Origin of the sequence: Sphingomonas sp. S2-65 (genome assembly GCF_021513175.1) — a bacterium.
GTDB lineage: Bacteria > Pseudomonadota > Alphaproteobacteria > Sphingomonadales > Sphingomonadaceae > Sphingomonas.
In genome coordinates, this window is record NZ_CP090953.1 from 19,738 (window position 1) to 45,058 (window position 25,321).

The 25,321-nt window shown below is 66.0% G+C and carries 23 protein-coding genes and 2 tRNA genes; 14 read left to right on the plus strand and 11 right to left on the minus strand.

Annotation, left to right across the window (positions count from 1 at the left end):
- The first annotated feature begins 29 nt into the window (after positions 1-29).
- The 7 genes from LZ586_RS00110 to LZ586_RS00140 all read left to right on the plus strand — a co-directional run bounded on the left by LZ586_RS00110 (position 30) and on the right by LZ586_RS00140 (position 7,450).
- A tRNA-Leu gene (locus LZ586_RS00110) sits at positions 30-114 on the plus strand.
- Positions 115-227: 113 nt separating this feature from the next.
- A complete protein-coding gene (locus tag LZ586_RS00115) occupies positions 228-1,406 on the plus strand; it encodes a PepSY-associated TM helix domain-containing protein (protein WP_235077700.1) in 1,179 nt (392 codons plus the stop codon).
- The gene (locus tag LZ586_RS00120) at positions 1,403-1,600 is read left to right on the plus strand and encodes a hypothetical protein (protein WP_235077701.1); all 198 of its coding nucleotides are present in this window, start codon (positions 1,403-1,405) and stop codon (positions 1,598-1,600) included. The genes LZ586_RS00115 and LZ586_RS00120 overlap by 4 nt, the downstream gene beginning before the upstream one ends.
- Positions 1,601-1,649: 49 nt before the next feature.
- Entirely contained in the window at positions 1,650-3,815 is a 2,166-nt protein-coding gene (locus LZ586_RS00125) for a TonB-dependent receptor (RefSeq protein WP_235077702.1), read from the plus strand.
- Between the two features lie 172 nt (positions 3,816-3,987).
- Complete coding sequence (locus LZ586_RS00130) at positions 3,988-4,275, plus strand: hypothetical protein (RefSeq protein ID WP_235077703.1); 288 nt, start codon at positions 3,988-3,990, stop codon at positions 4,273-4,275.
- Between the two features lie 95 nt (positions 4,276-4,370).
- Positions 4,371-7,109 carry a TonB-dependent receptor gene (locus LZ586_RS00135; RefSeq protein WP_235077704.1) on the plus strand — a complete coding sequence of 913 codons (2,739 nt, stop codon included), beginning with the start codon at positions 4,371-4,373 and terminating at the stop codon, positions 7,107-7,109.
- Positions 7,110-7,255: 146 nt separating this feature from the next.
- Positions 7,256-7,450, plus strand: a complete 195-nt coding sequence (locus LZ586_RS00140) for a hypothetical protein (RefSeq protein ID WP_235077705.1) — start codon at positions 7,256-7,258, stop codon at positions 7,448-7,450.
- A 183-nt stretch (positions 7,451-7,633) separates the two neighbouring features.
- Here the strand turns inward: LZ586_RS00140 and LZ586_RS00145 are convergent.
- From LZ586_RS00145 to LZ586_RS00160, 4 genes are all read right to left on the minus strand, one after another.
- Positions 7,634-7,709: transfer RNA gene (locus LZ586_RS00145), tRNA-Thr, on the minus strand.
- A gap of 189 nt (positions 7,710-7,898) precedes the next feature.
- Positions 7,899-8,240 (minus strand): SWIB/MDM2 domain-containing protein, encoded by a 342-nt coding sequence (locus LZ586_RS00150; protein WP_413777304.1) that lies wholly within the window; start codon positions 8,238-8,240, stop codon positions 7,899-7,901.
- Between the two features lie 102 nt (positions 8,241-8,342).
- Positions 8,343-9,008, minus strand: coding sequence for a hypothetical protein (locus tag LZ586_RS00155; RefSeq protein ID WP_319938025.1), 666 nt, complete (start codon positions 9,006-9,008; stop codon positions 8,343-8,345).
- Positions 9,009-9,395: 387 nt separating this feature from the next.
- Positions 9,396-10,712 (minus strand): replication-associated recombination protein A, encoded by a 1,317-nt coding sequence (locus LZ586_RS00160; protein WP_235077706.1) that lies wholly within the window; start codon positions 10,710-10,712, stop codon positions 9,396-9,398.
- Positions 10,713-10,827: 115 nt separating this feature from the next.
- Here LZ586_RS00160 and LZ586_RS00165 point away from each other — a divergent pair, with 115 nt between their 5' ends.
- Together LZ586_RS00165 and LZ586_RS00170 are read left to right on the plus strand one after the other, a co-directional pair.
- On the plus strand, positions 10,828-11,442 hold the full coding sequence (locus LZ586_RS00165; protein ID WP_235077707.1) for a PadR family transcriptional regulator: 615 nt from the start codon (positions 10,828-10,830) through the stop codon (positions 11,440-11,442).
- Between the two features lie 64 nt (positions 11,443-11,506).
- On the plus strand, positions 11,507-11,830 hold the full coding sequence (locus LZ586_RS00170) for a DUF2218 domain-containing protein (RefSeq protein ID WP_235077708.1): 324 nt from the start codon (positions 11,507-11,509) through the stop codon (positions 11,828-11,830).
- Positions 11,831-11,833: 3 nt separating this feature from the next.
- On the opposite strand, the gene LZ586_RS00175 is transcribed toward LZ586_RS00170, so the two are convergent.
- Together LZ586_RS00175 and LZ586_RS00180 are read right to left on the minus strand one after the other, a co-directional pair.
- The gene (locus tag LZ586_RS00175) at positions 11,834-13,516 is read right to left on the minus strand and encodes a cation:proton antiporter (protein WP_235077709.1); all 1,683 of its coding nucleotides are present in this window, start codon (positions 13,514-13,516) and stop codon (positions 11,834-11,836) included.
- Between the two features lie 118 nt (positions 13,517-13,634).
- The gene (locus LZ586_RS00180; protein ID WP_235077710.1) at positions 13,635-16,457 is read right to left on the minus strand and encodes a PAS domain-containing sensor histidine kinase; all 2,823 of its coding nucleotides are present in this window, start codon (positions 16,455-16,457) and stop codon (positions 13,635-13,637) included.
- Between the two features lie 277 nt (positions 16,458-16,734).
- Between LZ586_RS00180 and LZ586_RS00185 the strand changes: the two genes are divergently transcribed.
- A complete protein-coding gene (locus tag LZ586_RS00185; RefSeq protein WP_235077711.1) occupies positions 16,735-17,229 on the plus strand; it encodes a GAF domain-containing protein in 495 nt (164 codons plus the stop codon).
- A gap of 6 nt (positions 17,230-17,235) precedes the next feature.
- Here LZ586_RS00185 and LZ586_RS00190 read toward each other — a convergent pair whose 3' ends face one another.
- From LZ586_RS00190 to LZ586_RS00200, 3 genes are all read right to left on the minus strand, one after another.
- A complete protein-coding gene (locus LZ586_RS00190) occupies positions 17,236-18,435 on the minus strand; it encodes an MFS transporter (RefSeq protein WP_235077712.1) in 1,200 nt (399 codons plus the stop codon).
- A 188-nt stretch (positions 18,436-18,623) separates the two neighbouring features.
- Positions 18,624-19,793: a glycosyltransferase family 4 protein gene (locus LZ586_RS00195; RefSeq protein ID WP_235077713.1), complete on the minus strand. Its 1,170-nt coding sequence runs from the start codon at positions 19,791-19,793 to the stop codon at positions 18,624-18,626.
- Between the two features lie 256 nt (positions 19,794-20,049).
- Positions 20,050-20,949 carry an AraC family transcriptional regulator gene (locus LZ586_RS00200; protein ID WP_235077714.1) on the minus strand — a complete coding sequence of 300 codons (900 nt, stop codon included), beginning with the start codon at positions 20,947-20,949 and terminating at the stop codon, positions 20,050-20,052.
- 140 nt (positions 20,950-21,089) lie between these two features.
- Here LZ586_RS00200 and LZ586_RS00205 point away from each other — a divergent pair, with 140 nt between their 5' ends.
- Complete coding sequence (locus LZ586_RS00205) at positions 21,090-22,055, plus strand: SDR family NAD(P)-dependent oxidoreductase (protein WP_235077715.1); 966 nt, start codon at positions 21,090-21,092, stop codon at positions 22,053-22,055.
- An 88-nt stretch (positions 22,056-22,143) separates the two neighbouring features.
- Complete coding sequence (gene radA, locus LZ586_RS00210; RefSeq protein ID WP_235077716.1) at positions 22,144-23,511, plus strand: DNA repair protein RadA; 1,368 nt, start codon at positions 22,144-22,146, stop codon at positions 23,509-23,511.
- A 12-nt stretch (positions 23,512-23,523) separates the two neighbouring features.
- Here the strand turns inward: radA and LZ586_RS00215 are convergent, their stop codons facing one another.
- The gene (locus tag LZ586_RS00215; RefSeq protein WP_235077717.1) at positions 23,524-24,081 is read right to left on the minus strand and encodes a hypothetical protein; all 558 of its coding nucleotides are present in this window, start codon (positions 24,079-24,081) and stop codon (positions 23,524-23,526) included.
- A gap of 133 nt (positions 24,082-24,214) precedes the next feature.
- Between LZ586_RS00215 and LZ586_RS00220 the strand changes: the two genes are divergently transcribed.
- The gene (locus tag LZ586_RS00220; RefSeq protein WP_235077718.1) at positions 24,215-24,427 is read left to right on the plus strand and encodes a DUF4287 domain-containing protein; all 213 of its coding nucleotides are present in this window, start codon (positions 24,215-24,217) and stop codon (positions 24,425-24,427) included.
- On the opposite strand, the gene LZ586_RS00225 is transcribed toward LZ586_RS00220, so the two are convergent.
- Positions 24,424-24,615, minus strand: coding sequence for a hypothetical protein (locus tag LZ586_RS00225; protein ID WP_235077719.1), 192 nt, complete (start codon positions 24,613-24,615; stop codon positions 24,424-24,426). The genes LZ586_RS00220 and LZ586_RS00225 overlap by 4 nt on opposite strands.
- A 105-nt stretch (positions 24,616-24,720) precedes the next feature.
- Between LZ586_RS00225 and LZ586_RS00230 the strand changes: the two genes are divergently transcribed.
- Positions 24,721-25,284 carry a CvpA family protein gene (locus LZ586_RS00230; protein WP_235077720.1) on the plus strand — a complete coding sequence of 188 codons (564 nt, stop codon included), beginning with the start codon at positions 24,721-24,723 and terminating at the stop codon, positions 25,282-25,284.
- Positions 25,285-25,321: the final 37 nt, after the last annotated feature.

A 25,321-nucleotide genomic window follows, 5' to 3' on the forward strand; every position in this document is an offset into this window, starting at 1 on the left:
CGCGCATCGTCTAGCCACACCCGCTCGCTGCCCCTGTGGCGAAATTGGTAGACGCGACCGACTCAAAATCGGTTGCCGCAAGGCATGCTGGTTCGAGTCCGGCCAGGGGCACCATCTTCCGCAACATCGGTGCTGAAAGAGCTGTGGTCGGCAGGCCACAGCTTTCACGCGCTTGCGCGATAGGAATAGTGCTAGCTTCTGAGACGCATTCGCAATAATGCCCCGGCATGACTCGCACGTCGGTCCGTAGCTGGTATCTGGTCCACAAGTGGACGAGCCTCGTCTGCACGGCGTTTCTGCTGATGCTGTGCATCACTGGCTTGCCGCTGATCTTCCATGACGAGATCGAGGCTGCGACGGGCGACGGCCCGAACGCCACGATCAGCCGTCAAGCCTCATCGGGTCAAGGGCCGGGGCTCCGGCCGCTGGACGCGATGCTTGCCAAAGCACTGGGGGCGCGTCCGAGTGAAGTGCCGCTGTTCATGGCGTTCTCGAACGACAATGCGCTGATGACGATCACCACGGGGCCGGCGCCGGACGCACCCGCCGCGAAGATGACGTTGCAGCAGTTCGATCGCGCAACTGGAAGGCCGATCGGGGCCGAGCCGGCCGAGGGCGGCGGCTTCATGGGCTTCATGCTGCAACTGCATACCGACCTGTTCCTGGGGCTGCCCGGCATGCTGTTTCTCGGCGCCATGGGCGTGCTCTTCGTCGCGGCTCTGGTGTCGGGAACGGTTCTGTACACCCCTTTCATGCGCAAGCTGGCGTTCGGCACTCTGCGGGTCAGCCGTTCCAAGCGCGTGAAGTGGCTCGATTATCACAATCTGGTCGGCATCTGCGCGCTCGCCTGGATGACCGTCGTGGGGCTGACCGGGGTCATCAACGCGCTGGTCGATCCAATCACCAAGCTTTGGCAGAGCAGCGAACTCAGCGCGATGACGGCCGCCTATGCCGGCCGCGCGCCGCTTTCGCCCGCGCGCTACGGCTCGCTCGACAAGGCGATGGCCGAGGCGCGGCGGGCGATCCCGGGCATGAACCCGCAGTTCATCGCGTTTCCGGGCGGCAAGTTCAGTTCCAAGCATCATTATGCGGTGTTCTTTCAGGGGGCGACGCCGCTTACCGAGCGACTGCTGACCACCGCATTGATCGATGCGCAGACCGGCACGCTCACCGACGCGCGCCCGATGCCTTGGTACTTCAAGGCGTTGTCGCTCTCGCGTCCGTTGCACTTCGGCGACTATGGCGGCCTGCCGCTCAAGATCCTGTGGGCGGTGCTCGACCTGTTCACGATCCTGGTGCTCGGCTCGGGTCTGTATCTGTGGCTTGGCAAGCGCCGTACGCCGCTGGACGCCCGCGTGCGCGAAGTCGAGAGCGGCGGCGCCTGGACGCCGGTAGCCGTGAAATGACCAAGGCGATTGGCCGCGCCCGCAACCAGTCGTTACGGGCGATCTTCGCGATCCCGCTGCTGCTGGCGATGCTCAGTGTCGTTGGTCTTGTGGTCGCACTGGTCGATCAAGGCTGGCCCGACCTGGTGTCCTGGGTGCTGCTGTCCGCGCCGATCGCGGCCGTCGCCTGGGCGATGCGCGCGCGGCGTCGCTAGATTCACGAAAAAAATGGGGCGCGGCCAAGCGCCTGAGAAAGGGAAGCATATGATCACGACTTCATCGCGCCTGTCCGGCTGGCTGCTCGCCGCAACCGCGCTTGCCGGTTCCGCGCCGGCCTGGGCGCAGGATGCGGAAACCCCCGAGGAGATACTGGTGACTGCGCAGCGCGCGAACCAGACGCAGGTTGAGCATGGTGGCCGCCTCAGCGTGCTAGGCGATCAGGCGGCGGAGAACGTCCCGTTCGCGATGAAGAGCTATGGAGAGGCGCTGATTCTGAACCAGCAGCCGCAGACCCTTGGCCAGGTGTTGGAGAATGATCCGTCGATCCGCACCAGCTTCGGCTATGGCAATGCGGCCGAGGTGTTCATCATACGCGGCTTCCCGCTCTACAGCGACGATGTCGGGCTGAACGGTCTTTATGGTATCACGCCGCGCCAGCTGGTCGCGCCCGAGCTGTACGGGCAGGTCCAGGTGTTGAGTGGCGCGAGCGGTTTCCTGAACGGTGCTGCACCCAGTGGCACCGGACTGGGCGGCAGCGTCAATTTGGAGCTCAAGCGTGCTGGCGAGGTACCGCTCACACGAGTGACTGGCAATTATGGCGGTGGCGCGCATTTCGGCGGCAGCTTCGACGTCAGCCGCCGTTTCGGGAGCAACGGCGATTTCGGCGTGCGGATCAATGGTGCATACCGCGGCGGCGACGTGGCCGTCGATGACGAGTTCCGCCGCTCGGCAGTGCTCGGCGTTGGGCTCGACTGGCGCAGCGATCGCGCGCGTCTCGCACTGGACCTCGCCTATCAGCGCGTTCAGGTGCGCAACCTGCGTCAGAAGGTGCGGCTGGGCTCGCTCACCGTGATCCCGGAAGTGCCCGCGGCAGACGCGAACTATTTCCAGCCCTGGTCCTACTCCACGCTGCGCGACATCTTCGGCGTGCTGCATGGCGAATACGACCTGACCGACAATGCGACGTTCTATGCGACGCTGGGGGCGCGCGACGGATCCGAAGACGGCATCTATGACGGCATCACTCTGACCGATGCAGCGACCGGCGCCGCGACCGGCAGCGGTCTCTATGTGCCCCGCACCGACAATAACGAAGCGGCGACGGCGGGCATCCGCGTAAAGCTGAACGGTTTCGGCATGAGCCACCAGGTCAACTTCGGTGGCTCGCACAGCCGTCAGGTCAATCGCAACGGCTATGACTTCCTCAACGGCTTCGCGACCAACTTGTACGACACGCCCAGCGTGGCGATCCCGCCATCGACCGTGGCGACGTGGAACCCCGCCGGCGACCTGGACAATCCAGGACCGGTCAGCAAGGTGCGCCTGAGCAGCCTCTTCGCGTCGGACACGATCGGCCTGTTCGACGACCGCGTGCTGGTTACCGGCGGTCTGCGGCTGCAGGATCTGCGAGTCGAAAGCTATGCCACCGCCACCAATCAACTGACCAATACTTATCAGGAAAGCGCAGTGACGCCGATCGCCGGCGTCGTGGTGAAGCCGCTCGCCGGGCTGTCGCTCTACGCCAATCGCATGGAGGGGCTTCAGCAGGGCCCCACTGCTCCGATCGACGCGCTCCTCATCAATTCGGGCGAGGTATTCGCGCCGGTCAAGACGACGCAATATGAGGCCGGTGCCAAGCTCAACCTGGGACGCTTCAACGCCACGCTCGCGGTGTTTCAAGCCGACCGGCCCGCTACCGGGACTGAGGCAGTCGAAGGCAGCGCAACGCTCCGCCGCTTCGTGTTGCTCGGTAAGCAGCGCAACCGGGGGCTCGAGTTCAGTGTCGACGGCGAGCCGGTGAAGGGGCTGCGAGTGATCGCGGGAGCCTCGCTCACCGAAGCCAAACTGCGTGACACCGGCACGGTCCTGGAGGGTAATCGCGCGGTTGGCGTGCCGGAATATACCGTCAACGCCAACATCGAATGGGATCTGCCGTTCGTACCTGCGCTGACGCTTACGGGCCGCGTCGTGAACACCGGCGAGCAGCAGGTGAACACGGCCAACACGCTGGAACTGGACGGTTGGACGCGGTTCGATCTGGGCGCGCGGTATGTCGCCATTGTCGGGGAGCGTCCGCTAACCTTCCGCTTCAACGTCGATAACGTGGCGAACAAGCGCTACTGGGCGTCCGCTTACGACCCGTCGAGCGTCACCTCGCTTCTTCAGGGGACACCGCGGACCTACAAGGCGTCGATCTCCATCGACCTTTAACTTGCCAAACGGGCTTCCGCCGCGCGTGGGAGCCCGTCACTCGTTTTTGTGAACGCACCACTTGATGAGCACTCAGTCAAGTTGGGAGGTTTGTGCCGCGTCCTGACGCCTGTTGCTTGGCACGCCCAACGCTGGAGCCCGGCCGCATCGTGCCGGCGCACTTTCCGCGCCCATGTGCGGCATCCGTGCCGATTCCAATCGGCTGATCTTGGCGCGAGTTCAAGGCAGCGGCATCCTGTCGACGTTAGACAACGGGCCCTTCGTGACGCTCGTAACTGACAAATACAACGAACTCAGGGATAAAAACTCCTGCCACGGACGAAAATCGGGCGAATACACTGCGGATAAAGTGGGCTGTTTTCTAAGGATGAAGCTCAGCTGCCACTATGAATCTACCAATGTAGTACCACGCCACTGCAACAATGATGGCTCTCTGCAGGGCGGCGACGAAAGAATCTGACTTGACGGTTCTATGACACTGCCGGATGGTATGCATATTGGCACGCAACTGGTTCAATAATGGCATGCTGCTGAATAGCTAAAGGGGACGGGGTCATGAGAATTCGGGCTCTTCTTGTCGGCACGGCAAGTGGGATTGCGCTGCTGTCTAGCACGGCACATGCACAGACCAGCGATGTGACCGCGGACGCGCAGGCCGCGGCAGAAGCACAAGCAGCTGCCGACGCAAATGATGGCGAGGATGTCGTTGTCACGGGCTATCGCGCGTCGCTTGCCGCGGCGATCGCGACGAAACGCAACGCCAATGCAATCGTGGATTCGGTTTCGGCCGAGGATGTCGGAAAATTTCCCAACACCAATGTGGCGGAGGCGCTGACGCTCGTCCCAGGCGTGACTGTGGACCGACAGTTCGGTCAAGGCGAAAAGGTATCGATCCTCGGCACCGATCCGGCGCTCAACAGGACGCTACTCAACGGCCAGACGGTGGCGTCGGCGGACTGGTTCATTCTCGACTCGCCTGGGCGGACCTTCAACTATGCGCTGCTGGCGCCGCAGCTTGTCGGACGCGTAGACGTGTTCAAGTCACCGGAACCGCGTATCGACGAAGGTTCGATCGGCGGAACGGTCAACGTGAACACGCGGCGGCCGCTCGACCTGAAGCCGTTCACCGTCGCGGGAACTCTGGGTTACCTGTACAACGACCGCTCCGAGAAAGGCGATGTCCAAGGCTCCATGCTGGTCAGCTGGCGCAACGAGGGCGGGACGATCGGCTTGCTCGCCTCGTTTCAGCGTACCAAGGATCGCTTGCGGCGCGACGGCCTTGAGTCTTACGGCACGATCAGCGCGGATTTCTGGTCTGGCGCAAACGATGGTGGGATCAGTTCGCTATTGCCGAGGGGAAGCGGGGCCACGGCGCTGCCGCCCGCATGTGTCGGCACCTGCGCAACGACGTTGCGGGCCAACCCCGATGCGGTGTTCCCGAATGCGTTCGGGACTTCCTATTTCGAACAGGCACGTGAACGCCTGACCTATTCGGCGACGGCGCAATGGAAGCCTGTGCCGGAGCTCACGCTGACAGTCGACTGGCTGCGGATCGAGGCCGATTACGATAACTTCAACCAGTCGATGTATGCGTTTCCCGGCAATGTCTGGAACAGCGCGAATGCGCTAACCGGGCTCACGGTCGAGAACGGCATCGTCCGCCAAGCGACGTTCGACAATGCGCTTTCGGTGCTAGATGCGCAGTACCGGCTTGCTTCGATGAACTCGGACACGTGGCACGCCCAGCTCGGCTGGGAAGGCACCGGCTGGGACCTGAATGTCGAGGGCGGCCTTTCCGATGCCGATGGTGGCACGAAGCGCCAGGTGTTTCTCGAGTTTCTGAATTGGGCCGATTACACCGTCGACATCAGCGGTGCTCCGGGCAAGCCCGGCACCATCGCTTACACCACCGACGTGCTTGGTAACCCGGCGGCGTTTGCCACCGATCCTGGCTGGAGCGGCAACCTGGTGGAAAAGCCGACGACAGACAAGGAGCGCTATGCCCAGGCCGACCTGGGGTTCGATTTCGACGGCGCGTTGAAGCGCATTCAATTCGGATACAAGTTCCGACGCCACGAAACCGGACAACGCTATCGCGGCGTGACCGTAGCCGGCGTCGCGGCGGCGGCGTCCCTGTTTGAACCTTCGCGAGTGAAGGACAATTATCTCAGCGGCTTCGACGGCGTGAACGATCAGATGGCCGGCCGCTTCAAGATCGATGGCGGAGCGATGGTCGACTATGTGTCGAGCGGACAGTGGCTTGCGGCGGGCGCACCCTTCCCGGTGCCTTCCGAGTTCGCCGCGGCCGAGTTCACCGCCGGCAACTGGGACGTCAGCGAGGATATCCATGCCGCCTATGGACAGGCGAACTTCGATACCGGGACCGTGCGGGGCAATTTCGGCGCCCGTTACGTCCGCACCTCGACCGAAAGTGCGGGCTTTGTCTGCAACCCTGGAACGCCGTGCAACGCCCAGGCGAACTGGACATGGCAGACCACAAACAAGACCTATGAAAATGTGCTGCCGAGCGTGAACGTGGCGGTGGATGTGCGACGGGACGTCATCCTCCGCCTCGCGGCAGCGCAGGTCATCGCCCGGCCGAATTATGCCGATCTGACCAATTATTTCTGGCTTTCCGATCAGATCCTGACGGGAGGCGGCGGCAATCCCGACCTCGAGCCCTATCGCTCGAACAACTTCAACGCATCGCTCGAATGGTATTTCTCGCCGCGCGCGATTTTGGCGGCCGAGGTCTTCTACAAGGACATCGGCAATTACATCCTTCAGCAGACCGCGCCTGAGCGCTATTTCAACCAGTCTCAGAACGCGGTTACTACCTATCAGATCAGCCGGCCGTACAACGCTGGCGACGCGGAGGTGAAAGGCTTTGCCGTAGCGTATCAGCAGAACCTGCCATACGGTTTTGGCGTGCTGGCGAACTACACCTACTCGGATGGGCATGGCCAGGACGCTGCGGACCTGCCGTACAATTCCAAACACCAGGTGAGCTTCAGTCCGTTCTTCGAGACAGGGCCGGTGTCGATCCGGGGCACGTACACTTGGCGGTCGAGCTATTTCACCGGCATCGATCGCGGCGATGACATGTATGTCCGTGACACGGCCAATGTCGACGTGTCGGCGACCTATAACTTCACTCCGCAAATCGGTCTTACTCTGTCGGGCATGAACCTCACCGACAGTCAGTATTACGCTTATGCCAACACGCCGGAGTTGCCTCGCGGCGTGTACAAGTCGGGACGAAAGCTGCTCGCTTCGGTGAACGTCAACTTCTGACGTAAGCTCGGGCGGCGTGGTGAGCGCCGCCCGATAGCTTTGCGACGAAGCGCGCCGTAAGCACGTCCGGCGGTTGGCCCATCAACGTGGTTGAAGGACGGGGGTGTTCCTGTGGTATATCAGGGCCATGTGAACGGGGAACGTCGATGGCAACGAAAGAGGATAGCTACTTTTACGACCGGGCCGAAGCTGAACTGAAGATGGCGCAGACTGCTGCCCACCCTGCGGCAGTACGTGCGCATTACCTGCTTGCCGGACATTATCTCGACCGGTTCTACGGCGATTCCGAGCAGGGAGCGCTTGGAGCACCACTTTCGACCAGAGCTTCTTCAAACGACTGAAGTAGTTTTCATGATCGAAGGGGCTGGGCGTGGGGTTGGGCATCGTGCCGCACCGCAGCCACGAACAAGCTTTCCAGGCGCGCCGACACAAGCCTCGCAGCGTACGCTCTTCAATTGCCTCGGCCATCCCATCAGAATGCTTGAGCCGGCCGAAACGACGCCCAACCAGAGGGGTTTCGAAGGTGGTGCCGGATGCAGGAATCGAACCCGCGACCTTCGGTTTACAAAACCGCTGCTCTACCAGCTGAGCTAATCCGGCGTGCCAATACCGGTCTCAGCGTATGAGCCGGTCGCCGGCCTGTGCTATGTGCGCCCGCCGTGGTCAAGGCGGGTAGCACAGAAATCTTCCTGCGAAGGCACGGCTTCGGGCGGACAAACCTTCCGAAGACCTGGGCATCCGGGCCTCGCCGGACGGCGGGGCTAGCGTTGCCGGCGAAGGCGAGTCTCCTTAGCTCTTCACCGCTTTTAGATGCGCGCTCAGGAACTTGTTCATCTCGAACATGCTCGCGGACTTCTTCCCGAATATCTTGGCGAGATTGTCGTCTGCGTTGATCTGACGGCGATCCTTTTCGTCCTGCAGATCGTGCTTCTTGATATATTCCCACATCTTGCTGACAACCTCGCTCCGCGGGAGATCGTCCTTGCCGACGATCTCTGCCAGCTCGGGGGAGGGAGTCACGGGAGCGGTGATGCCGCCGCGCGCGCCGCCAGCGGGCTTGCCGGTCTTCTTGACCTTCTTTTCTGCTGCGGCAGTTTCATCCTTGCCGCGCTTCTCCGCCGATCGTGCCATGTGTTTCTCCGCTTTGCTTGCTCGCCATCGGCGCGCACGGGCATATACGCTGGTGCGTGGCGTTTCGTTTCCTGGCTCAGAAGATCGCGTGCTCCTCGCAGCTTAGGGAACGCCGAAGGTCCAGCCTTCGGTTCGGGCGAGTTCGGGAGTCAGTGTCGCTGGAGACCACAATCCGGGATCGGGCGCCGCATAGCGCAGCCAGGCAGCAGATAGGATCGCGTCCGTAGCGTGGTCATCGTAGCGCGGAAGCGGCTGGTGAGGCTCGGAGCCGAATGCGTCGAGCAGAGTGTCAAGCGACTGAGGATCGCGGATCTTGGACGTGCCTTTGCGCATGCCTGCAAGCCGGGCGGGCAAAGCGGTGTAAATCTCGACCAGCAGCGGACCTTTCGCGGGAACGGGATCGAACGGCCACAAGCCAAGCGTTCCGCGCAGCCGGTGAAGCACGCGCATGCCGGTCAGGCTGGATTTGCCCACCTGGCTCGCACCCACCAGATTGAAGCAGCTGTAGGGTGAAAGGCGAAGCAACTCCTGGCCGTGTTCGCATATACGGAAGCGGCCGCGACCTGGCGGGAACAGGTCGCCGCAGTCGCCGCGCTGGCGGAAATGTCGGCGCGCCTCCGGGTGCGACACGAAGCTGGTGGCCGCCAGGTGCGGGTCACCGCTAGAGAGCGCATCGACCAGGCCCCAAAGCGAAGGACCATCGGGCGGAGAGCTGTTCCAGCCTGGGAAGTAGGCGCCTTCGTCCTCGAACGGAAAGGCGGGCGACAAGTCTAGTCCGATCAGTGCGCGAACGCGGCGATGTGCCAGTTGTTCTAGCCAACCAAGGATGTCTCCTCGGGACCACGGCCGGTCGATCAACACCGGCGCCGCAGTTCCAGCACGAGCATGGGCTACGGCCAGTCCCTTGGGGCGCTCGACAGCCTGGCCAGACCAGTCGATCGCGATGAAGTCAGTGAAGTTCAGGGGCAGACTTCCATTCCTGCTGCGAGACGCCGCACCTTGGTGCGATCCTAAGAGACGCGATGCGTGTGGCGTTCGATCCGCTCACTAAACGGCCTGCCGTAGCGGGCCAGCAGCATCGGGCACTGGTGTGGCAATCGGTTCGCCAGAACGTACGGATCAGTTCCGAGCGTGAAGGGACACGCTTGCTCCCGATCACACATCGCTCCGCTGCGCGCGCATCTGGTCCCACCAGGCCATACGCTCGGCAATCCGCTTCTCCATGCCGCGGTCGGTCGGTGTGTAGAAGGTCTGCGGGGCCATTTCCTCAGGCCAGTAGTTGGCACCCGAGAAGCCGTTCTCGGTATCGTGATCGTACTGATAGCCTTTCCCATAGCCGATCTGCTTCATGAGTTTGGTTGGGGCATTGAGGATGTTCTGCGGGGGCATCAGCGACCCGGTTTCCTTGGCGGCGCGCCATGCGGCTTTCTGCGCGGCGTAGGCGGCGTTCGATTTGGGCGCGGTCGCGAGGTAAAGGCAGGCCTGAGCGATGGCTAGTTCGCCTTCGGGACTGCCCAGGAAGTCGTAAGTGTCCTTGGCGGCGATGCACTGGACCAGGGCTTGCGGGTCGGCAAGGCCGATGTCCTCTACCGCTGCGCGGGTGAGACGACGCAGCAGGTATAGCGGCTCCTCGCCAGCGGTAAGCATCCGGGCGAGATAGTAGAGAGCTGCCTGCGGATCGCTCCCCCGGATCGATTTGTGAAGCGCCGAGATGAGGTTGTAATGCCCTTCGCGGTCCTTGTCGTAGACTGCGACGCGGCGCTGCAGGAATGCACCGAGGGCCGCGGAGTCGAGCGCTACGTCGAATTGCACCGAGAACAGCGTCTCGGCCTGGTTCAGCAGAAAGCGGCCGTCGCCATCGGCGCTGGCGACCAGCGCGTCGCGCGCCTCGGGCGTGAGCGGAAGCGGCCGTTCTTCGAGTGCTTCGGCGCGGTCGAGCAGCTTGCATAAGGCGCGGTGATCGAGCCGGTGGAGGATCAGGACCTGGGCGCGGCTGAGAAGCGCTGCGTTGAGCTCGAACGACGGGTTCTCGGTCGTGGCGCCGACCAGCGTGACCGTGCCGTCCTCGACATAAGGGAGGAAGCCGTCCTGCTGGGCGCGGTTGAAGCGGTGGATCTCGTCCACGAAGAGCAGCGTCTTGCGGCCGATGCGGGCGTGTTCCTTGGACTCGGCGAAGACCTTTTTGAGATCGGCGACGCCGGAGAAGACGGCCGAGATCGCGACGAAGCGGAGGCCGACGGCGTCGGCGAGGAGGCGGGCGATCGTAGTCTTGCCGGTGCCGGGCGGTCCCCAGAGGATGATCGAGCTGAGGCGGCCGGCGGCGACCATGCGGCCGATCGCGCCGTCGGGACCGGTGAGATGTTCCTGGCCGACGACTTCGTCGAGCTGCTGGGGGCGCAGGCGATCGGCGAGCGGGCCGGTGGTGGCTTGCTCGGCGGGGGCGGAGTCGTGGCTGGCGAAAAGGTCGGCCATTGGGGTGAGATAGGGTTGTGGGTGGAAGTTTACAAAAGTGCCGCGGAGAGGGCTTGTGTAAACCGCGGAAAGATATATCTTAGACGCATCATGACTCGCTAGATAAGGATTTCAGATGCGACATCATCATCACCATCATCACGGCCACCCTGGGCGCTTCGGCGGGCCAGGAGGCGGCGGCTGGGGGCGCGGCGGCTTTGGCGGCGGCTTCGGCGGCGGCTGGGGCATGCATGACGGCCGCGAAGGCGGCGGCGGCGGCGGACGCGGCCGGCGGCGGATGTTCGACGGCGGCGAACTGCGGCTGCTGCTGCTCAAGCTCATCGAGGAAGCGCCGCGCCACGGCTACGACCTGATCCGCGAGATCGAGGAACGCTCCGGCGGCGCCTATGCGCCGAGCCCCGGGGTGATCTACCCCACGCTCACCCTGCTCGACGAGATGAACCTCATCGAAGAGGCGAAGGCCGAAGGTGCCAAGAAGCAGTTCGCGATCACCGAAACGGGCCGCGCCCATCTGGCAGAGCGCCAGGCAGAAGTGGAGGCGCTGTTCGCGCGGCTGGCCGAGCTGGGGTCGATGGCGGCGCGCGCGAGCGGCGGCCCGGTGCGGCGCGCGATGGGCAATCTGCACGCGGTGCTGCGCGAGCGCCTTGCCGCCGCGGAGGTCGATCCCGACATGCTGCACGACGTTGCCGGCATCCTCGACGAGGCGGCGCGCAAGATCGAGCGGCTTTGAGGCCGCGAGGGCAAGGAATGGAAGCGGCGGGCCTGCACCGCCGCTTCCCCGAGGAGTTGAGCGCATGACGATCACGACCGCGACCGCTTCGGCGCTGGTGCCGACCGAAAACGCCAGCCGCTACCTTCAGCAGCTGTGCAAGCACTGGTCGCACAATCTGCAAGTCGAGTTCACCCCCGAGAACGGCACGGTGATCTTCCCCAAGGACGTGCGCGGCGCCGATTACCCCGGCGATGCCGTTGTGACCTTCAATGCCGTGGAGGACGGGCTCGACCTGCGGATCGACGCGTCATCGTCCGAGCAATTGGAAGGGCTAAAGGAGGTGGTGCAGCGTCACCTTGACCGCTTCGCGTTCCGCCAGGGCGAGCTGCAATACGACTGGCAGTAAGGCTCAGGCCTCGCGCACTTCGATCTCGCGATTGGGGCGGGCGGCGAGTTCGAGCCAGTCCAGCTCCTCCTGAAGCCGGTCGAACACGTCCTCGGCGATGCTGCCGTCCTGGCGCATCGCGATGAGGCGGCGGCGCTGCGCATGGACGACATGCGCGAGACCCGTGTCGAACGGCGTGGCGCCTTGTGGGTCATCGTCCGACCGGCTGACGGCGCGGGCGGCCTCCAGCTTGGTGCGGAGCATCCGCGCGACGTCGTCGGGCTCCCGCGCCGTCGCTTCCAATCCGGCGTCGAGCATGGCACGGCGCGCGTCGCCAAGCTCGCCGGCCAGTTCGCTGGCCGGCGCTTCGGCTTCGAACAGCCGCATCAGCGGGCGCAGCGTCAGTCCCTGCAGGACGAGCGTGCCGAGAACCACGGCAAAGGCGGCAAGCACGATATAGTCGCGGCCGGGGAAAGTGGCGGGAAGGGCAAAGGAGGTGGCGAGCGTCAGCAAGCCGCGCATGCCGCACCAGGATACCAGCACCGAGAGCTTCCAGGGGGGCGGCTCGGTCAGCCAAGCAGGCTGGAAGCGTGTCCACAACCAGCCGGTGAGCGCACGGTACCCCAAGACACAGACCAGCCGCACGACGATCACCGCAACGACCACCACCGCTGCGAAACCGAGCGCGCGGGGCAATTCGCTGGGTGACAGCGCGCCGAGGATGGCGCGTACCTGGGTTCCCATCAGCAGGAAGGCGATGACGTTCAGCACGAACACCGCCGCCGCCCAGACCGCATAGGACTGCACCCGGTCGCGCGCAGACTGGCGGCCCGGGGCGTAGTGCGCCGTCAGCATCGCGAAGGCGACCACCGCGAGCACCGGCGACATGTGCAGGCGTTCGGCGATGATCCACACCCCGAAGGTGCCGGTGAATTCGATGATCGTCGCGGAGTGCGTGCCCGAGAACAGCCGCGAGAACTTGGAATAGCCCCAGGAGAGCACAAGCCCGATCGCGATCCCGCCGGGCGCGGCGAGCGCCAGGGTCCAGACTTCACCCTCTTCGTGCCAGCCGGCGACCGCTGCAGTGGCTACGCCGAACAGCAACAGCGCGCTGGCGTCGTTGAGCAGGCTCTCCCCCTGAAGCACCAGCGTGGAACGCCGGGAAAAGCGCACCTGGTTGAGGATGGCGGTGGACGCGGCCGCATCTGGCGGCGCGACGATCGCCCCGAGCGCGAAGGCGGCGGCGAAGGGCAGGCCGATCCAATACCAGCCGAGCAGCGCGACGACGGTCGCGGTCATCACCACCGCGCCGACCGCAAGCGCGAGCAGCGGCGCCCAGAGCTTCTTGAGCTCGCGTGGCGACGTGTCGAAGGCGGCGTCGAGCAGCGCGGGAGCGATGAAGACCGCAAGCGCCAGCTTCGGATCGATGCCGATGTCGGGGGCGAACGGGGTAAGCGCGACGCCCACCCCGACGAGGCTGAGCAAGGTGGGATAGGGAACCCCGATCCTGCTGGAACCGGCGAGCAGCATCGCCGCGACGAACAGCAGCAGTACGAGGAATTCGAAGCTTTCCATCCCGATCAGGTGGCGCGGCGGAAAAGGCAAATAGGCATGCGAGCTCCGCCGGGTGGGGATGGGAATGATGTAACCCTTCAGGCGGCCGAAGGTTCGCCCGGCATCGTCACGTCCGCGAATTCCGGTCGGCACGCGGGCATGCCGCCGCGGAGCGCGTGCGGCAGCATCGCACAACCGCTTTACCATGCCCTGCAGCTTGCGCCTCTGCCTGGTCCTGCGGCGCGGGGGTGAAGGGCCGAACCGGGTGCGCTCAGTCTTGGGCGTTCAACTGCCGCGACCGAGCGAGGACCTGTCGCAGCATGCGGGCAAGGTCCTCTGCCGAATAAGGCTTTTGCAGCAACGGGAAACCGTGCCGGGCGTCCTCCGCGAGCACATGGCTGTAGCCGCTGGTGAGCACGACCGGAAGTTCGGGCCAGCGTGTCTGGATCTCGCGGGCGAGTTCGAGCCCGCTGCGCCCCGGCATGATCACGTCGGAAAATACCAGGTCGAACGCGATCGCCTGCGGCTGCTCCAGGCACGCGATCGCCGCATCGGCGTTCACTGCATGGGTAACCTGGTAGCCGAGGTCGCGCAGCAGATGCGTGGCGAATTCGCCGACCTGGACATTGTCCTCGACCAGGAGGATGTGCCCGCCGCCGTCCGGCGTCTCGCCCGCCGGCTGCTGGTCGACTGCCTCGGCCGGGGCCTCCGTCTTGGGAAGGTACATGGTGAACACGGTGGGCTGTCCGGGTTCGCTGTGAACCGTTATCTCGCCCCCCGACTGCTTGGTGAAGCCGTAGACCTGGGACAGCCCAAGCCCGGTGCCGCGGCCCACTCCCTTGGTGGTGAAAAACGGTTCGAAGATGCGATCGATGATCTCGGGCGCGATTCCGGGACCCTGGTCCTCCACCGAGATCGCGACGAACGGGCCCTTCGCGCCTGCCTGGCCCCGCACGGTCGGAAGGGCATCAGCAACCTCCACCCGGATGGTCAGCACGCCTTCGCCGTTCATCGCATCGCGTGCGTTGACCGCGAGATTGACGATCGAGGTCTCGAACTGGCCCGGATCGGCATCGACGAAGCAGGGGTCGCAAAAGGGAAGAACGTTGAGGGTGATGCGCGGCCCGACGGCGGTGCCCAGCATGTCGCCGATGATTCGCAGCCGTTCGGGGACGTCGAATACCTCGGCCTTGAGCGCCTGCCGCCGCGAAAAGGCGAGCAGCTGGCCGGTAAGCTTGGCCGCGCGGTCGGCGGTGTCGGCGATCGCGTCGATATAACGCTTCTTCTTGACCTCGGCCACGTTGTCGCGGCGCAGCAGATCCGCGGAGGACCGTATGACGGTCAGCAGATTGTTGAAGTCGTGCGCGACTCCGCCGGTCAGCTGGCCGATCGCCTCCATCTTCTGGCTTTGCCGCAGCGCATCCTGAGCCTGGACGAGCTCGGCGGTGCGGGCGTGCACGCGTTCCTCCAGCCAGTGGTTGAGCTGCTGGAGCCGCTCCTCGGCCTCGCGGCGTTCGGTGATGTCGATGACCGAGCCGACATAGCCCAGATACGCGCCATCCTCGCCGAAGCGTGGCGCCGCGGCATCAATCGCCCAGCGATAGGTGCCGTCATGTTGGCGGAGCCGATATTCCACGCGGAACCGACTTCGGACCGCGTTGGAGTCGACGAACATCTTCTCGGCTGCCGGCTCGTCTTCGGGGTGTGTCGCGTCGAGCCAGCCATAGCCCTGCGCCTCCTCCTCGCTCTGGCCGGTGAACTCGTACCAGGCCCGATTGAGATAGGTGCAATAACCGCTGGGGTCGGTCACCCACATCATCACCGGCGCATGGTCCGCCATGTTGCGGAACCGCGCCTCGGACTCCGCCACCGCCATCTCGGCATGCTTCTGTTCGTCGATGTCGACGTTCATGCCGACCCATTCGACGATTTCGTCCGCCTTGTTCCGTAGCGGCACCGCCCGCACGCGGGTCCAGCGCCAGCTGTCGGAAGCGGCATGGCGCAGGCGGAACTCGGTAGCGAACTCGGTGCCGTGCGCGACCGACTCTTGCCACTTCCCCGTGGCGCGTTCGCGGTCCGCGGGGTGAACCGCGTCCAACCAGCCAATGCCCATCCATTCATCGACGGTCTGCCCGGTGAATGCACGCCAGCTTGGCGAATCCTCGATGACGTTGCCGGTGGGGTCGGTCGTCCAGACCGCTGCCGTGGATGCCGCGATCAGTGCCCGGAAGCGCTCTTCGCTGGTGACGAGTTCGGCGCGGGTGCGGGCAAGTTCGTCAGCGTGGCGGCGCTGCTCGGTTTCATTGCGGGCGATCTTGAGCAGGCCGCCATCGCCGCCGGTCCCGAGCGGGTGCACCGAGCCGTTCATGAAGACCCGCGATCCGTCGGCGCGCTGATGCCAGCGAATGTTCGGCGCGAAGCCGGTCTGCTGCGGCTCCTGCTGCTCTTGGGCAGGCGCGCCGGCTGCGCGGTCCTCGGGAAGATAGAGATCGTCGGTGAGCCGGCCGATCGCATCCTGCTCGCGCCAGCCAAAGGCGATCTCGGCACCCTTGGACCAGCTGGTGATCCGACGGTCGGCGTCGCTGGTGAGGATGGCGTAATCGGTCGCGCTGTCGAGGATCAGGCGCAGGCGCTCTTCGCGCTGTTGGCGCAGGGATTCCGCTTCCACCTCGCCGGTGGTTTCGATGCACGCGCACAAAAAGCCCCGAACCACGCCGGCGACGCTGTGCAGCGGCGTGTAGGAGAAAGTGAAATGGGCTTCCTCCACCGCGCCGCGCCGTTCCATCATCAACAGGATGTCGCGCATGTAGACGGCGTTGCCGGCATAGGCTTCGGCAACGATCGGAGCGAGGTCGCCCCGGATCTCCGCCCAGGCGTCGAGGAAATCGCGGCCGAGGGCGGCCGGGTGCTTGGCCTTCAGGATCTCGGCATAGGCATCGTTGTAGAGAAGCGTGCGCTCCGGCCCCCAGACGACGAACATCGGCTGGTTGGCGCACAGGATCATGCCGGCCATCGCCCGCAGCTGTTCGGGCCAGGCCTCGATCGGCCCGAGCGGCGTGGACTGCCAGGCATGATCCTGGATCAGGGTGCCCATGACGGTGCCGCCTGGAACGAAGAAGGCGGCGGACGAAAGTCGATCAGAGGACAAAGGCGTAACTCGACAGCGAAACCGTCCAGCGTCGCCGCTGGCCACCGTCGCGTATCACAGGTGCGCGGCAGTTGATTGGGGAAAGTCGACAGATCGCCCGGTCAGGCGTTTTCGCGCCACGGCATCGCTGCCGGTAACTTCTCGTAAACAAGATCAACGGTTTAAAGGAAACGGACTTCACTATCCCTGTTCGGCGAACAGGCGCACCCGGCGAGGCGGAACGATGAAGATGGAAACGGTCGCGTTGGAAGGTGCCAGGCTGGCGGCGCTGCACCGCTATCGGATACTCGATACCGGGACGGAGGCCGATTTCGACGCGCTGGTCGAGCAGGCGCGCACGCTGTGCGACACGCCGATCGCGCTGATCAGCCTGATCGATGCGGAGCGGCAGTGGTTCAAGGCGCGGGTCGGCATCGAGGAGTGCGAGACGCCGCTGGAGACGTCGGTGTGCGCGATCGCGATCCGCCAGGGCTATCTGTTCCAGATCGAGGATCTTGCCGCCGATCCGCGTACCGCGCGGATGTCGCTGGTGCTCGGCGGGCCGCGGATCCGCTTCTATGCCGGCTATCCGCTGATCACCTCGGCGCGGGTGGCGCTGGGCAGCCTGTGCGTGATCGACACCGCGCCGCGCCCCGGCGGGCTGGATGCCGATCAGCGCGAGGGGCTGATGGAGCTGGCCGACGAGGCGGTGCGGCTGATCGAGCGGCGGGCGGGCTGAGCGCGGTCAGGCGCGGGCCCGCCGGCGCTCGTCCAGCACCGTCAGGCCGAGAATGGCGAGCCCGCCAAGCGCCAGCGCCGCGCCGACATAGCCGGTCGAGGCCCAGCCCCAGCCCGCGGCGATCGCCAGTCCGCCGAGCCAGGGACCAAGCGCGTTGGCGGTGTTGAAGGCCGAATGGTTGAGCGCGGCGGCGAGCGCCTGGGCGTCTCCCGCGACGTCCATGAGGCGGGTCTGGAGCACCGGGCCGAGCGCGCCGCCGAAGCCGATCGCGAACACGTCGAGGCAGAGCAGCCAGAAAGTGCCGGCGGCGAGCGGGTAGAGCGCCAGCGCGACGGCGCTGCCGACCAGCAGCGCGGCGGCGGTGGGCATCAGCGCGCGGTCGGCATAGCGCGGGGCGATGATGTTGCCCGCGGTCATGCCCAGGCCGAACACGCCGAGCGCTACCGGGATCATGCCGGGGGAGACCTTGGTCACCTCGAGCAAGGTCGAGGCGACATAGGTGTAGACGCAGAACATGCCGCCGAAGCCGATCGCGCCGATGCCCAGCGTGAGCCACACCCTGCCGTTGCCTAGGGCGCCGAGTTCGCGCAGCGGGCTGGTGCCGCGCGCGGGCTTGTCCTGGGGGGCGAGGCACCAGACCAGCACGACGGTGAGCAGCGCGAGCACCGCGACCAGCGCGAAGCCCCAGCGCCAGCCGATCGCCTGGCCCATCCAGTTGGCCAGCGGCACGCCGATCACCGTGGCGACGGTGAGGCCCAGCAGGACGCGGCCGACCGCCTGGGAGCGCTGGTCGGTGGGGACGAGCGAGGCGGCGACCAGCGAGGCGATGCCGAAATAGGCGCCGTGGGGCAGGCCGCTGAGGAAGCGGAACAGCAGCATCAGCGGATAGCTGGGCGCGAGCGCGCTGAGGCCGTTGAACAGGGCGAAGCTCGCCATCAGCAGGATCAGCAGCACGCGCCGCGAGAGCTTCGCGCCGAGCACCGCCAGCAGCGGCGCGCCGACCACCACGCCGAGCGCATAGGCACTGATGACGTGCCCGGCGGTCGGCTCGTCGATGCCCAGCCCCGGTGCGAAATAGGGCAGGAGGCTCATCGTCGCGAATTCCGTGGTGCCGATCGCGAAGCCGCCCATCGCCAACGCGAAATGGACCAGCGCGGGATGGCGCGCGGCCGCGGGAGCGTCGGGGGAGCGGGTCAGGTCGTGCATGCCCCGCAGGTGGCAATGCTGCAGTGCAGCGTCAACCCACCCAGGTTATCGCCAGGTTATTGATAGCCGCCATTTTCCTCGCGCTGCTCGGCGGCATCTTCCTGGGCCTTTTCCAGCTCTTCGGTCTGATCGTCGGGGGCCTGGTCGTCGGGATCCTGGGGCATCGTGCGTCTCCGGATGGGAGCCGGTCAACGAAGCGGGGCGGGGGAAGGGTCCCTGGCGGCGAGCATGGCGAGATAGGTGTCGAGCACGACCTGGTTGATCGCGTCCCAGCGATAGGCCTGCGACTTGGCGTGGCCGGCCTGCGACTGGGCACGGTAAAGCGCGGGGTCGTGGATCAGGCGGGCGATCGCGCCGGCATAGGCTTGGACGTCGCGTGGCGGCACGAGGAAGCCCGTCACCCCTTCATCGATCAGGTCGACGGCGCCGGTCGCGCGGGCGGCGACCACGGGAACGCCGGCAGCCATCGCTTCCAGGGTGACATTGCCGAAGGTTTCGGTGACCGAGGGGTTGAACAGCACGTCCATCGACGCGACCGCGCGGCCGAGATCGTCACCGCGCTGGAACCCGGCAAAGGCGGCGTCGGGCACGCGCTCCGCGAACCAGTCGCGTGCGGGTCCGTCGCCAATCACCAGCACCTTGTGCGGCACGCCGCTGGCGCGCAGCGCGGCGCAGACGTCGGCGAAGATGTCGAGGCCCTTTTCGAGCACCAGCCGCCCCAGGAACCCGACCGCGAACTCGTCGTCGCGGACGCCGAGCGACCGGCGCCAGGCCAAGTCGCGGCGATCGGGATTGAAGCGGACATGGTCAACCCCGCGCGACCAGGTGCGGATCGGCGTGGTCACCCCCCATCCGCGCAGCAAGTCGGCAGTCGACTGGCCTGGGGTCACCACTTGGTCGACACGGTTGTAGAAGCGGGTGAGCCCTTTGATCATCAACGGCGCCAGAAAGCCGATGCCGTAATATTGGGGATAGGTCTCGAACCGGGTGTGGAGCGAGGCGATGCTGGCGATGCCGTTGTCGCGTGCCCAGCTTACGGCGCGGTGGCCGAGCACCTCGGGTGAAGAGACATGGACGATGTTGGGGGCGAACGCCGCCAGGTCGCGGCGGGTCTCGGCGGGAAGCCGCCAGGCGAAGCGATATTCGCTGCGGCCACCGGGCACCGGAAGCGCCGGGACGCTGACCAGTTCGCCCGTCGGCTCGAACGCCGGCCTGTCGGTCGTCGGCGAATAGACCCTGAGCGTCACGCCCTGCGACAGCAGATGGCCCGCGAGGAAGTTCAGCGCCTGGTTCGCACCGTCGCGGACATAGTTGTAGTTGCCGCTGAAGAGCGCGACACGAAGGTCGGATGGCTGCATCGCGGCGGCTTAGCCGGGGTGGGGGGAACCGGCAAGTTTGGCAGCCGGCGGCCCGTGCCACGAGCCTGCCGCATTCGCATGGGACCTTCCATGCTTCAGCGAGCGCCGGGGGGTGTGAGATGGACGTGATGGATTGGCGCGCCTGGGAAGGCGCATTGGCGGGGGCCGCGAGAGCGGCGGCAAACGACAACGAAGCGGGCTTCAGTCGGGGCCGGCCGGCGCCGCACGTGACGCTTCGAGGGGTATGCCGGACCGGTCAGCCCAGGACCTGAGCGGTCGCGAGCGGAAGCTGCCCGCTCCTGAGCCGTTCGGCATCGCGGGCCGGCGGCAGGCCGAACATTCGCGCATATTCCCGGCTGAACTGCGACGCGCTTTCATAGCCGACGTGATGCGCGGCGCGCTGGGCATCGGTATGGCCGACTAGCAAGCGGCGCGCGGCCTCAAGGCGTAGCTGCTTCTGGTACTGGAGCGGGCTCATCGCAGTCGCTGCCTTGAAGTGGCGGTGTAGGGAGGCCTTGCTCATGCCCGCCAGGGTAGCGAGCGCATCGACGCTGAGCGGCGCGTCATAGTTGTCGCGAATCCACGCGATCGCACGCTGCACCTGAGACAGCCGGCTGTCGGCGCGCGCGATCTGGCACAGGGTGCTGCCGGTTTCGCACTGGAGTAGCCGATAGAGTATCTCGCGGTGGAGCATCGGCGCGAGAACGGGCGCATCGCCGGGGTTATCGAGCAGATCGAGCAGACGCGCGACCGAGCCGAGCAGCTGCGGCGTCACTGCGTTCACTGCGAAACCGGCGGTGGCGGCGTCGGGCTGGACCGGCACCTGCGCGATCAGATCGGTGAGCATGGCACGGTCGATGGTGATGCCGAGCGCCACATAGGGGTGCTCCGGGCTCGCCTCGGTGATCCAGCCGGCGGCGGGCAGCTCCACCGACGCCACGAAATAAGAGGATGGATCGTAGCGCATCGTCCGGTCGCCGATCGTGACGTGCTTTGCGCCCTGAAGCACCACACACAGCATCGGTTCGTACACGCCCGAAACCGGCGCGGTCGGCGCCGTGGCGCTGTGGAAGCGGGCGCCGGGGATCGTGTGCTGGGTGCCCAGCTGAATATGGCGCAGGACGAGACCGCGGAGCCGGCTGAGTTCTTCGTGCATGCAATACAGATCGGCCCAGCTTGGCGGGACCGCAAGAGGTGAGACGATCAGGCAAGAAGTCGATCCAAACGGGCGCGGGTTCCGACAGGCGGAACCGCATCTTCTGACAAGCGGAGCATGGGGCTCTGCGGGAGATCATCATGACCAAGATTTTCGGGGCGAGCTCGACCACTCACGATGTACTCGACGGGCTGGACCTGCGCGGCAGGCGCTTCCTGGTGACCGGCGCGTCGGCCGGGCTGGGCGTGGAAACGGCGCGTGTCCTGGTGGCGCATGGCGCGGATGTGGTCGGCGCCGCGCGCGACCTGGCCAAGGCCGAGCGGGCGACCGGCGCGGCGCGCGACGCGGCGACGGCGTCGGGCGGCAGCCTGGAACTGGTTCAGCTCGACCTCGCGTCGCTGAACAGCGTCCGCGCCTGTGCCGATGCGCTGCTAGCCGATGGGCGTACGTTCGACGTCATCATCGCAAATGCCGGAGTAATGGCGCCGCCGTTCGGCCGGACCGAGGACGGGTTCGAGACGCAGTTCGGCACCAACCATCTTGGCCACTTCGTGCTGGTGAACCGGATCGCGTCGTTGCTGAGGCCGGAAGGGCGAGTGGTCAGCCTGTCGTCGGCGGGGCACCGCTTTTCCGATGTCGACCTGGAGGACCCGAATTTCGAGCATACGCCCTATGCCGAGTTCGTGGCTTATGGCCGGTCCAAGACCGCCAATGCGCTGTTCGCGGTTGAGTTCGACCGGCGGCACCGCGACCGGGGCATCCGCGCGGCGGCGGTGCATCCGGGCGGGATCAACACCGAGCTCGGGCGGCACATGAGCGCCGAGGACATGGCGGCGCTGGTCCAGTCGCTGGAGGTGGCGCATGCCGCCGCGGGGCTGCCGCCCTATCGCTTCAAGTCGATCCCGGAAGGCGCGGCGACTTCGGTCTGGGCCGCCGTGGTGGCGCCCGCCGAGGAAGTCGGCGGCCGGTACTGCGAGGATTGCCACGTTGCCGAGACGGTAGAGGGCGAAGGGCTGCGCGGCGGAGTGCGTCCCTATGCGCTGGACCCGGAGCGCGCGAAGGCATTGTGGGCCAAGAGCGAGGAAATGGTGGGCGAGCGGTTCTGACGCGCTCCGCGGTGCTGCGCGGCTCCGCCGGCACCGCACCCTTGCATATGGGGTTGTTCCCGTCCTGTTCCTCCGCTAGCGTGTGGCGATGGCCAAGCCGAAGAAACGTTATGTCTGTCAGTCCTGCGGGTCGGTGACGTCGCAATGGGCGGGGCAATGCGGCGACTGCTCCGAGTGGAACACGCTGCTGGAGGATGCCGGCGGAGTGGTGACGCCGTTCCAGGCACGGCATAATTTGCAGTCCGGGGGGCGTGCGATCCAGCTGACCGGGCTGGACACCGACGTTGCGCTGCCCGAACGGATGGCGACCGGGATCGCCGAGTTGGACCGGGCGCTGGGCGGCGGCTTCGTGGAGGCGAGCGCGACATTGATCGGCGGCGACCCGGGTATCGGCAAGTCGACGCTGCTGCTCCAGGCGGCGGCGAAGCTGGCCAAGGCGGGGCGGCACGTCGCCTATGTCTCGGGCGAGGAAGCGTCCGATCAGGTGCGGCTGCGGGCGCGGCGGCTGGGGCTCGGCGATGCGCCGGTGCAGCTGGCCGCGGCGACGTCGGTCCGCGACATCCTGACCACGCTGGGGCATGGGACGCCGCCCGCGCTGCTGATCATCGACTCGATCCAGACGATGCATTCCGACCTGATCGAGGGCGCGCCGGGCACGGTGAGCCAGGTGCGCGCTGCCTCGGGCGAGCTGATCCGCTTCGCCAAGGAGCGCGGCACCGCGCTGGTGCTGGTCGGGCACGTAACCAAGGACGGATCGATCGCCGGCCCGCGCGTGCTCGAGCACATGGTCGATACGGTGCTCGCCTTCGAAGGCGAGCGCAGCCATCAATATCGCATCCTTCGCGCAGTGAAGAACCGCTTCGGGGGCACCGACGAGATCGGCGTGTTCGCGATGCAGTCCGAAGGGCTGGAGGAAGTGTCGAACCCGTCGTCGCTGTTCCTGACGCAGCGTGACGAGAGCGTGACCGGGACGGTGGTGTTCCCCGCGCTGGAAGGCACGCGTCCAGTGCTGATCGAGATCCAGGCGCTGGTGGTGCGGCTGGCGAGTGGGGCGACGCCCAGGCGGGCGGTGGTCGGATGGGACAGCGGGCGGCTGGCGATGATCCTGGCGGTGCTGGAGGCGCGGTGCGGACTGAGCTTCTCGGCGAGCGAAGTGTATCTCAACATCGCTGGCGGGTACCGGGTGCAGGACCCTGCCGCCGACCTTGCGGTTGCGGCGGCGTTGGTATCGGCGCTGTCCGAGCGGCCGGTTCCGGCGGATGCGGTTGCGTTCGGCGAGATCGCGCTTTCCGGCGAAGTGCGGCCGGTGGCCCATGGCGCGCTACGCTGTCGCGAGGCGGCCAAGCTGGGGTTCGGCCGGGCGCTGGCGCCGTCGTCGCAGCCGGACGCCGGCGGACTGAAGGTGGCGGGCTTCCGCAATTTGGGCGGCTTTGTCGAGCATCTGCTCGGGCGGTAAAGGACCGGCGCCTCAGCAGCCGTCGGGTGATCGAACCCCGTCAAAGCTTTTGGGGAGCGGGAAGCTAAGCTCGGTGAGCAGCGCGTTGTGTGCGTTGCAGTAGCGCCGCTTGGCATGCCGCTCCTCGACCTTGACGAACTGGTAAGGCGTTCCGAAGCCTTCGTCGTTCGCCACCAGCGCATAGATCGAGATCGTCGTCGCCGCCGGGTCGGGCACGGCTTCGCCGACCGCGCGGTCCGCGACCAGCGCGAAGGTGGTCGATTTTCCCGCATGCGTGCCGCGGGCGAAGCGCACCGCGCGGATGGCATCCTCGCCGGTATGCGGCTGATCGGTGATCAGGTCCTTGCCGCCGATCGTGGCGATCGACCCGCCGACGCGCACCATGAAGATGTCGTACCCCCAGGCATTGCCGTTCTCGCGCCAATCGAGCGAGATGCTGCCGCTCTGACCATCGCCGGCGATGTCGGGGACGGGGTTCACGCCAGGCTGGAGGCGGATCGGAGTCAGCGCCGGCAAGGGCGCCGCCGCCAGCACCGAAGCGGCGAGCAGGGCGAGAACTCGAACGATCATGGCGATTCCTCCAGCGTGTCGCGCCCTTATCGTGCGACGATCGCCACGGCAAAGCGGCGCTCAGGCGCGCCCTTGCAGTTGCGCGGCGCACGACGGACTATGCGCCGCCGCACTTTGGGGAGCCTGACTCGAGATGGCCAACGAACCGACAAAAGGACCCGCATCCTATTTCCCCTCGATCGAGAAGAAATATGGCCGGCCGATCGCCGACTGGCAGGCGCTGGTGCGCACCCACCTGCCGGCCAAGCACATGGACCTCGTCGCGATGCTGAAGAACGATCACGGCATGGGGCATGGCCACGCCAATGCGCTGGTGGCGCACACGCTGGCGGCGGAGAAGCGCTAGCGGCCGCCGTCGGGAATGGGGGCGCCGAGCTTTTCGGCGATCCGCGCGATCTCCTCGTCGGTCGGCGTGTCGGGGAGGTCTTCGCCGGGGGCAAGCGCCTCGTCGGGGATGCCGGGGCCGGTGCCGGCGATGCTTTCGTTCCTGGGGCGCTCGTTGGGGCCTTCGCTGATCTTCTCGTCGTCGGGCATGGTCCGCTCCTGTAGATATCACGGGTACAACGTGCATGCGCGGCAAAGGATCTCCGCTTTCGCGGGCGGCCCGTCCTGCGCTAGAGGGGCGGCCGGAGGGTTTTCATGGCGTTGACCGGTTTGGATATCATCGTGCTGCTGGCGATCGGCGGGGCGGGGGTGCTCGGGTTTATCCGCGGTTTCGTGACCGAGGTGCTGGCGCTGCTCGCCTGGCTGCTGGTCGTGCTGGCGCTCAAGCTGTTTCACGGGCCCTTGTCGCAGGTGCTGGCGAGTGCGGTCGGCACGGTGCAGGGCGGGGCGGTACTGGCGTTCGCGCTGCTGGGTGGGGCGACCTATTTCGGCGGGCGGCTGATCGCGCGGTCGATCGGCGGTCGGACGCGCGACAGCTTCCTGGGACCGATCGACCGGGCGCTGGGCTTCGGCTTCGGCGCGCTGAAGGGGCTGGTGCTGGTCAGCGTCGCGTTCCTGCTGGTGGTGCTGGTGTTCGACACCGTGGGCGGCGGCAAGTCGAGCCGGCCGGCGTGGATCACCGGGTCTGCGACTTACCCGATCCTGGACCGGACCAGCGCGGGTATCGCCGAGATCGTCGACCGGCGGCGGCGCGGGGAGCCGGTGTTCGGCAAGACCCGGCGGGACGGGCTGGAGAATGCAAGCCATAGCCAGGAGTGAGGCGGGGCGCGCGCAAAGCGATGGCGCCGGGCGGTCA

What these genes read in the sequence shown, in the direction of transcription:
- LZ586_RS00220 (WP_235077718.1), top strand. Translation starts at nt 24,215, where the DNA reads ATGGCCAACGAACCGACAAAAGGACCCGCATCCTATTTCCCCTCGATC.
- LZ586_RS00205 (WP_235077715.1), top strand. Translation starts at nt 21,090, where the DNA reads ATGACCAAGATTTTCGGGGCGAGCTCGACCACTCACGATGTACTCGAC.
- LZ586_RS00120 (WP_235077701.1), top strand. Translation starts at nt 1,403, where the DNA reads ATGACCAAGGCGATTGGCCGCGCCCGCAACCAGTCGTTACGGGCGATC.
- LZ586_RS00215 (WP_235077717.1), bottom strand. Translation starts at nt 24,081, where the DNA reads ATGATCGTTCGAGTTCTCGCCCTGCTCGCCGCTTCGGTGCTGGCGGCG.
- LZ586_RS00180 (WP_235077710.1), bottom strand. Translation starts at nt 16,457, where the DNA reads ATGGGCACCCTGATCCAGGATCATGCCTGGCAGTCCACGCCGCTCGGG.
- LZ586_RS00140 (WP_235077705.1), top strand. Translation starts at nt 7,256, where the DNA reads ATGGCAACGAAAGAGGATAGCTACTTTTACGACCGGGCCGAAGCTGAA.
- LZ586_RS00170 (WP_235077708.1), top strand. Translation starts at nt 11,507, where the DNA reads ATGACGATCACGACCGCGACCGCTTCGGCGCTGGTGCCGACCGAAAAC.
- LZ586_RS00165 (WP_235077707.1), top strand. Translation starts at nt 10,828, where the DNA reads ATGCGACATCATCATCACCATCATCACGGCCACCCTGGGCGCTTCGGC.
- LZ586_RS00225 (WP_235077719.1), bottom strand. Translation starts at nt 24,615, where the DNA reads ATGCCCGACGACGAGAAGATCAGCGAAGGCCCCAACGAGCGCCCCAGG.
- LZ586_RS00115 (WP_235077700.1), top strand. Translation starts at nt 228, where the DNA reads ATGACTCGCACGTCGGTCCGTAGCTGGTATCTGGTCCACAAGTGGACG.
- LZ586_RS00150 (WP_413777304.1), bottom strand. Translation starts at nt 8,240, where the DNA reads ATGGCACGATCGGCGGAGAAGCGCGGCAAGGATGAAACTGCCGCAGCA.
- LZ586_RS00130 (WP_235077703.1), top strand. Translation starts at nt 3,988, where the DNA reads ATGTGCGGCATCCGTGCCGATTCCAATCGGCTGATCTTGGCGCGAGTT.
- LZ586_RS00125 (WP_235077702.1), top strand. Translation starts at nt 1,650, where the DNA reads ATGATCACGACTTCATCGCGCCTGTCCGGCTGGCTGCTCGCCGCAACC.
- LZ586_RS00160 (WP_235077706.1), bottom strand. Translation starts at nt 10,712, where the DNA reads ATGGCCGACCTTTTCGCCAGCCACGACTCCGCCCCCGCCGAGCAAGCC.
- LZ586_RS00200 (WP_235077714.1), bottom strand. Translation starts at nt 20,949, where the DNA reads ATGCACGAAGAACTCAGCCGGCTCCGCGGTCTCGTCCTGCGCCATATT.
- LZ586_RS00185 (WP_235077711.1), top strand. Translation starts at nt 16,735, where the DNA reads ATGAAGATGGAAACGGTCGCGTTGGAAGGTGCCAGGCTGGCGGCGCTG.
- LZ586_RS00230 (WP_235077720.1), top strand. Translation starts at nt 24,721, where the DNA reads ATGGCGTTGACCGGTTTGGATATCATCGTGCTGCTGGCGATCGGCGGG.
- radA (WP_235077716.1), top strand. Translation starts at nt 22,144, where the DNA reads ATGGCCAAGCCGAAGAAACGTTATGTCTGTCAGTCCTGCGGGTCGGTG.
- LZ586_RS00195 (WP_235077713.1), bottom strand. Translation starts at nt 19,793, where the DNA reads ATGCAGCCATCCGACCTTCGTGTCGCGCTCTTCAGCGGCAACTACAAC.
- LZ586_RS00190 (WP_235077712.1), bottom strand. Translation starts at nt 18,435, where the DNA reads ATGCACGACCTGACCCGCTCCCCCGACGCTCCCGCGGCCGCGCGCCAT.
- LZ586_RS00135 (WP_235077704.1), top strand. Translation starts at nt 4,371, where the DNA reads ATGAGAATTCGGGCTCTTCTTGTCGGCACGGCAAGTGGGATTGCGCTG.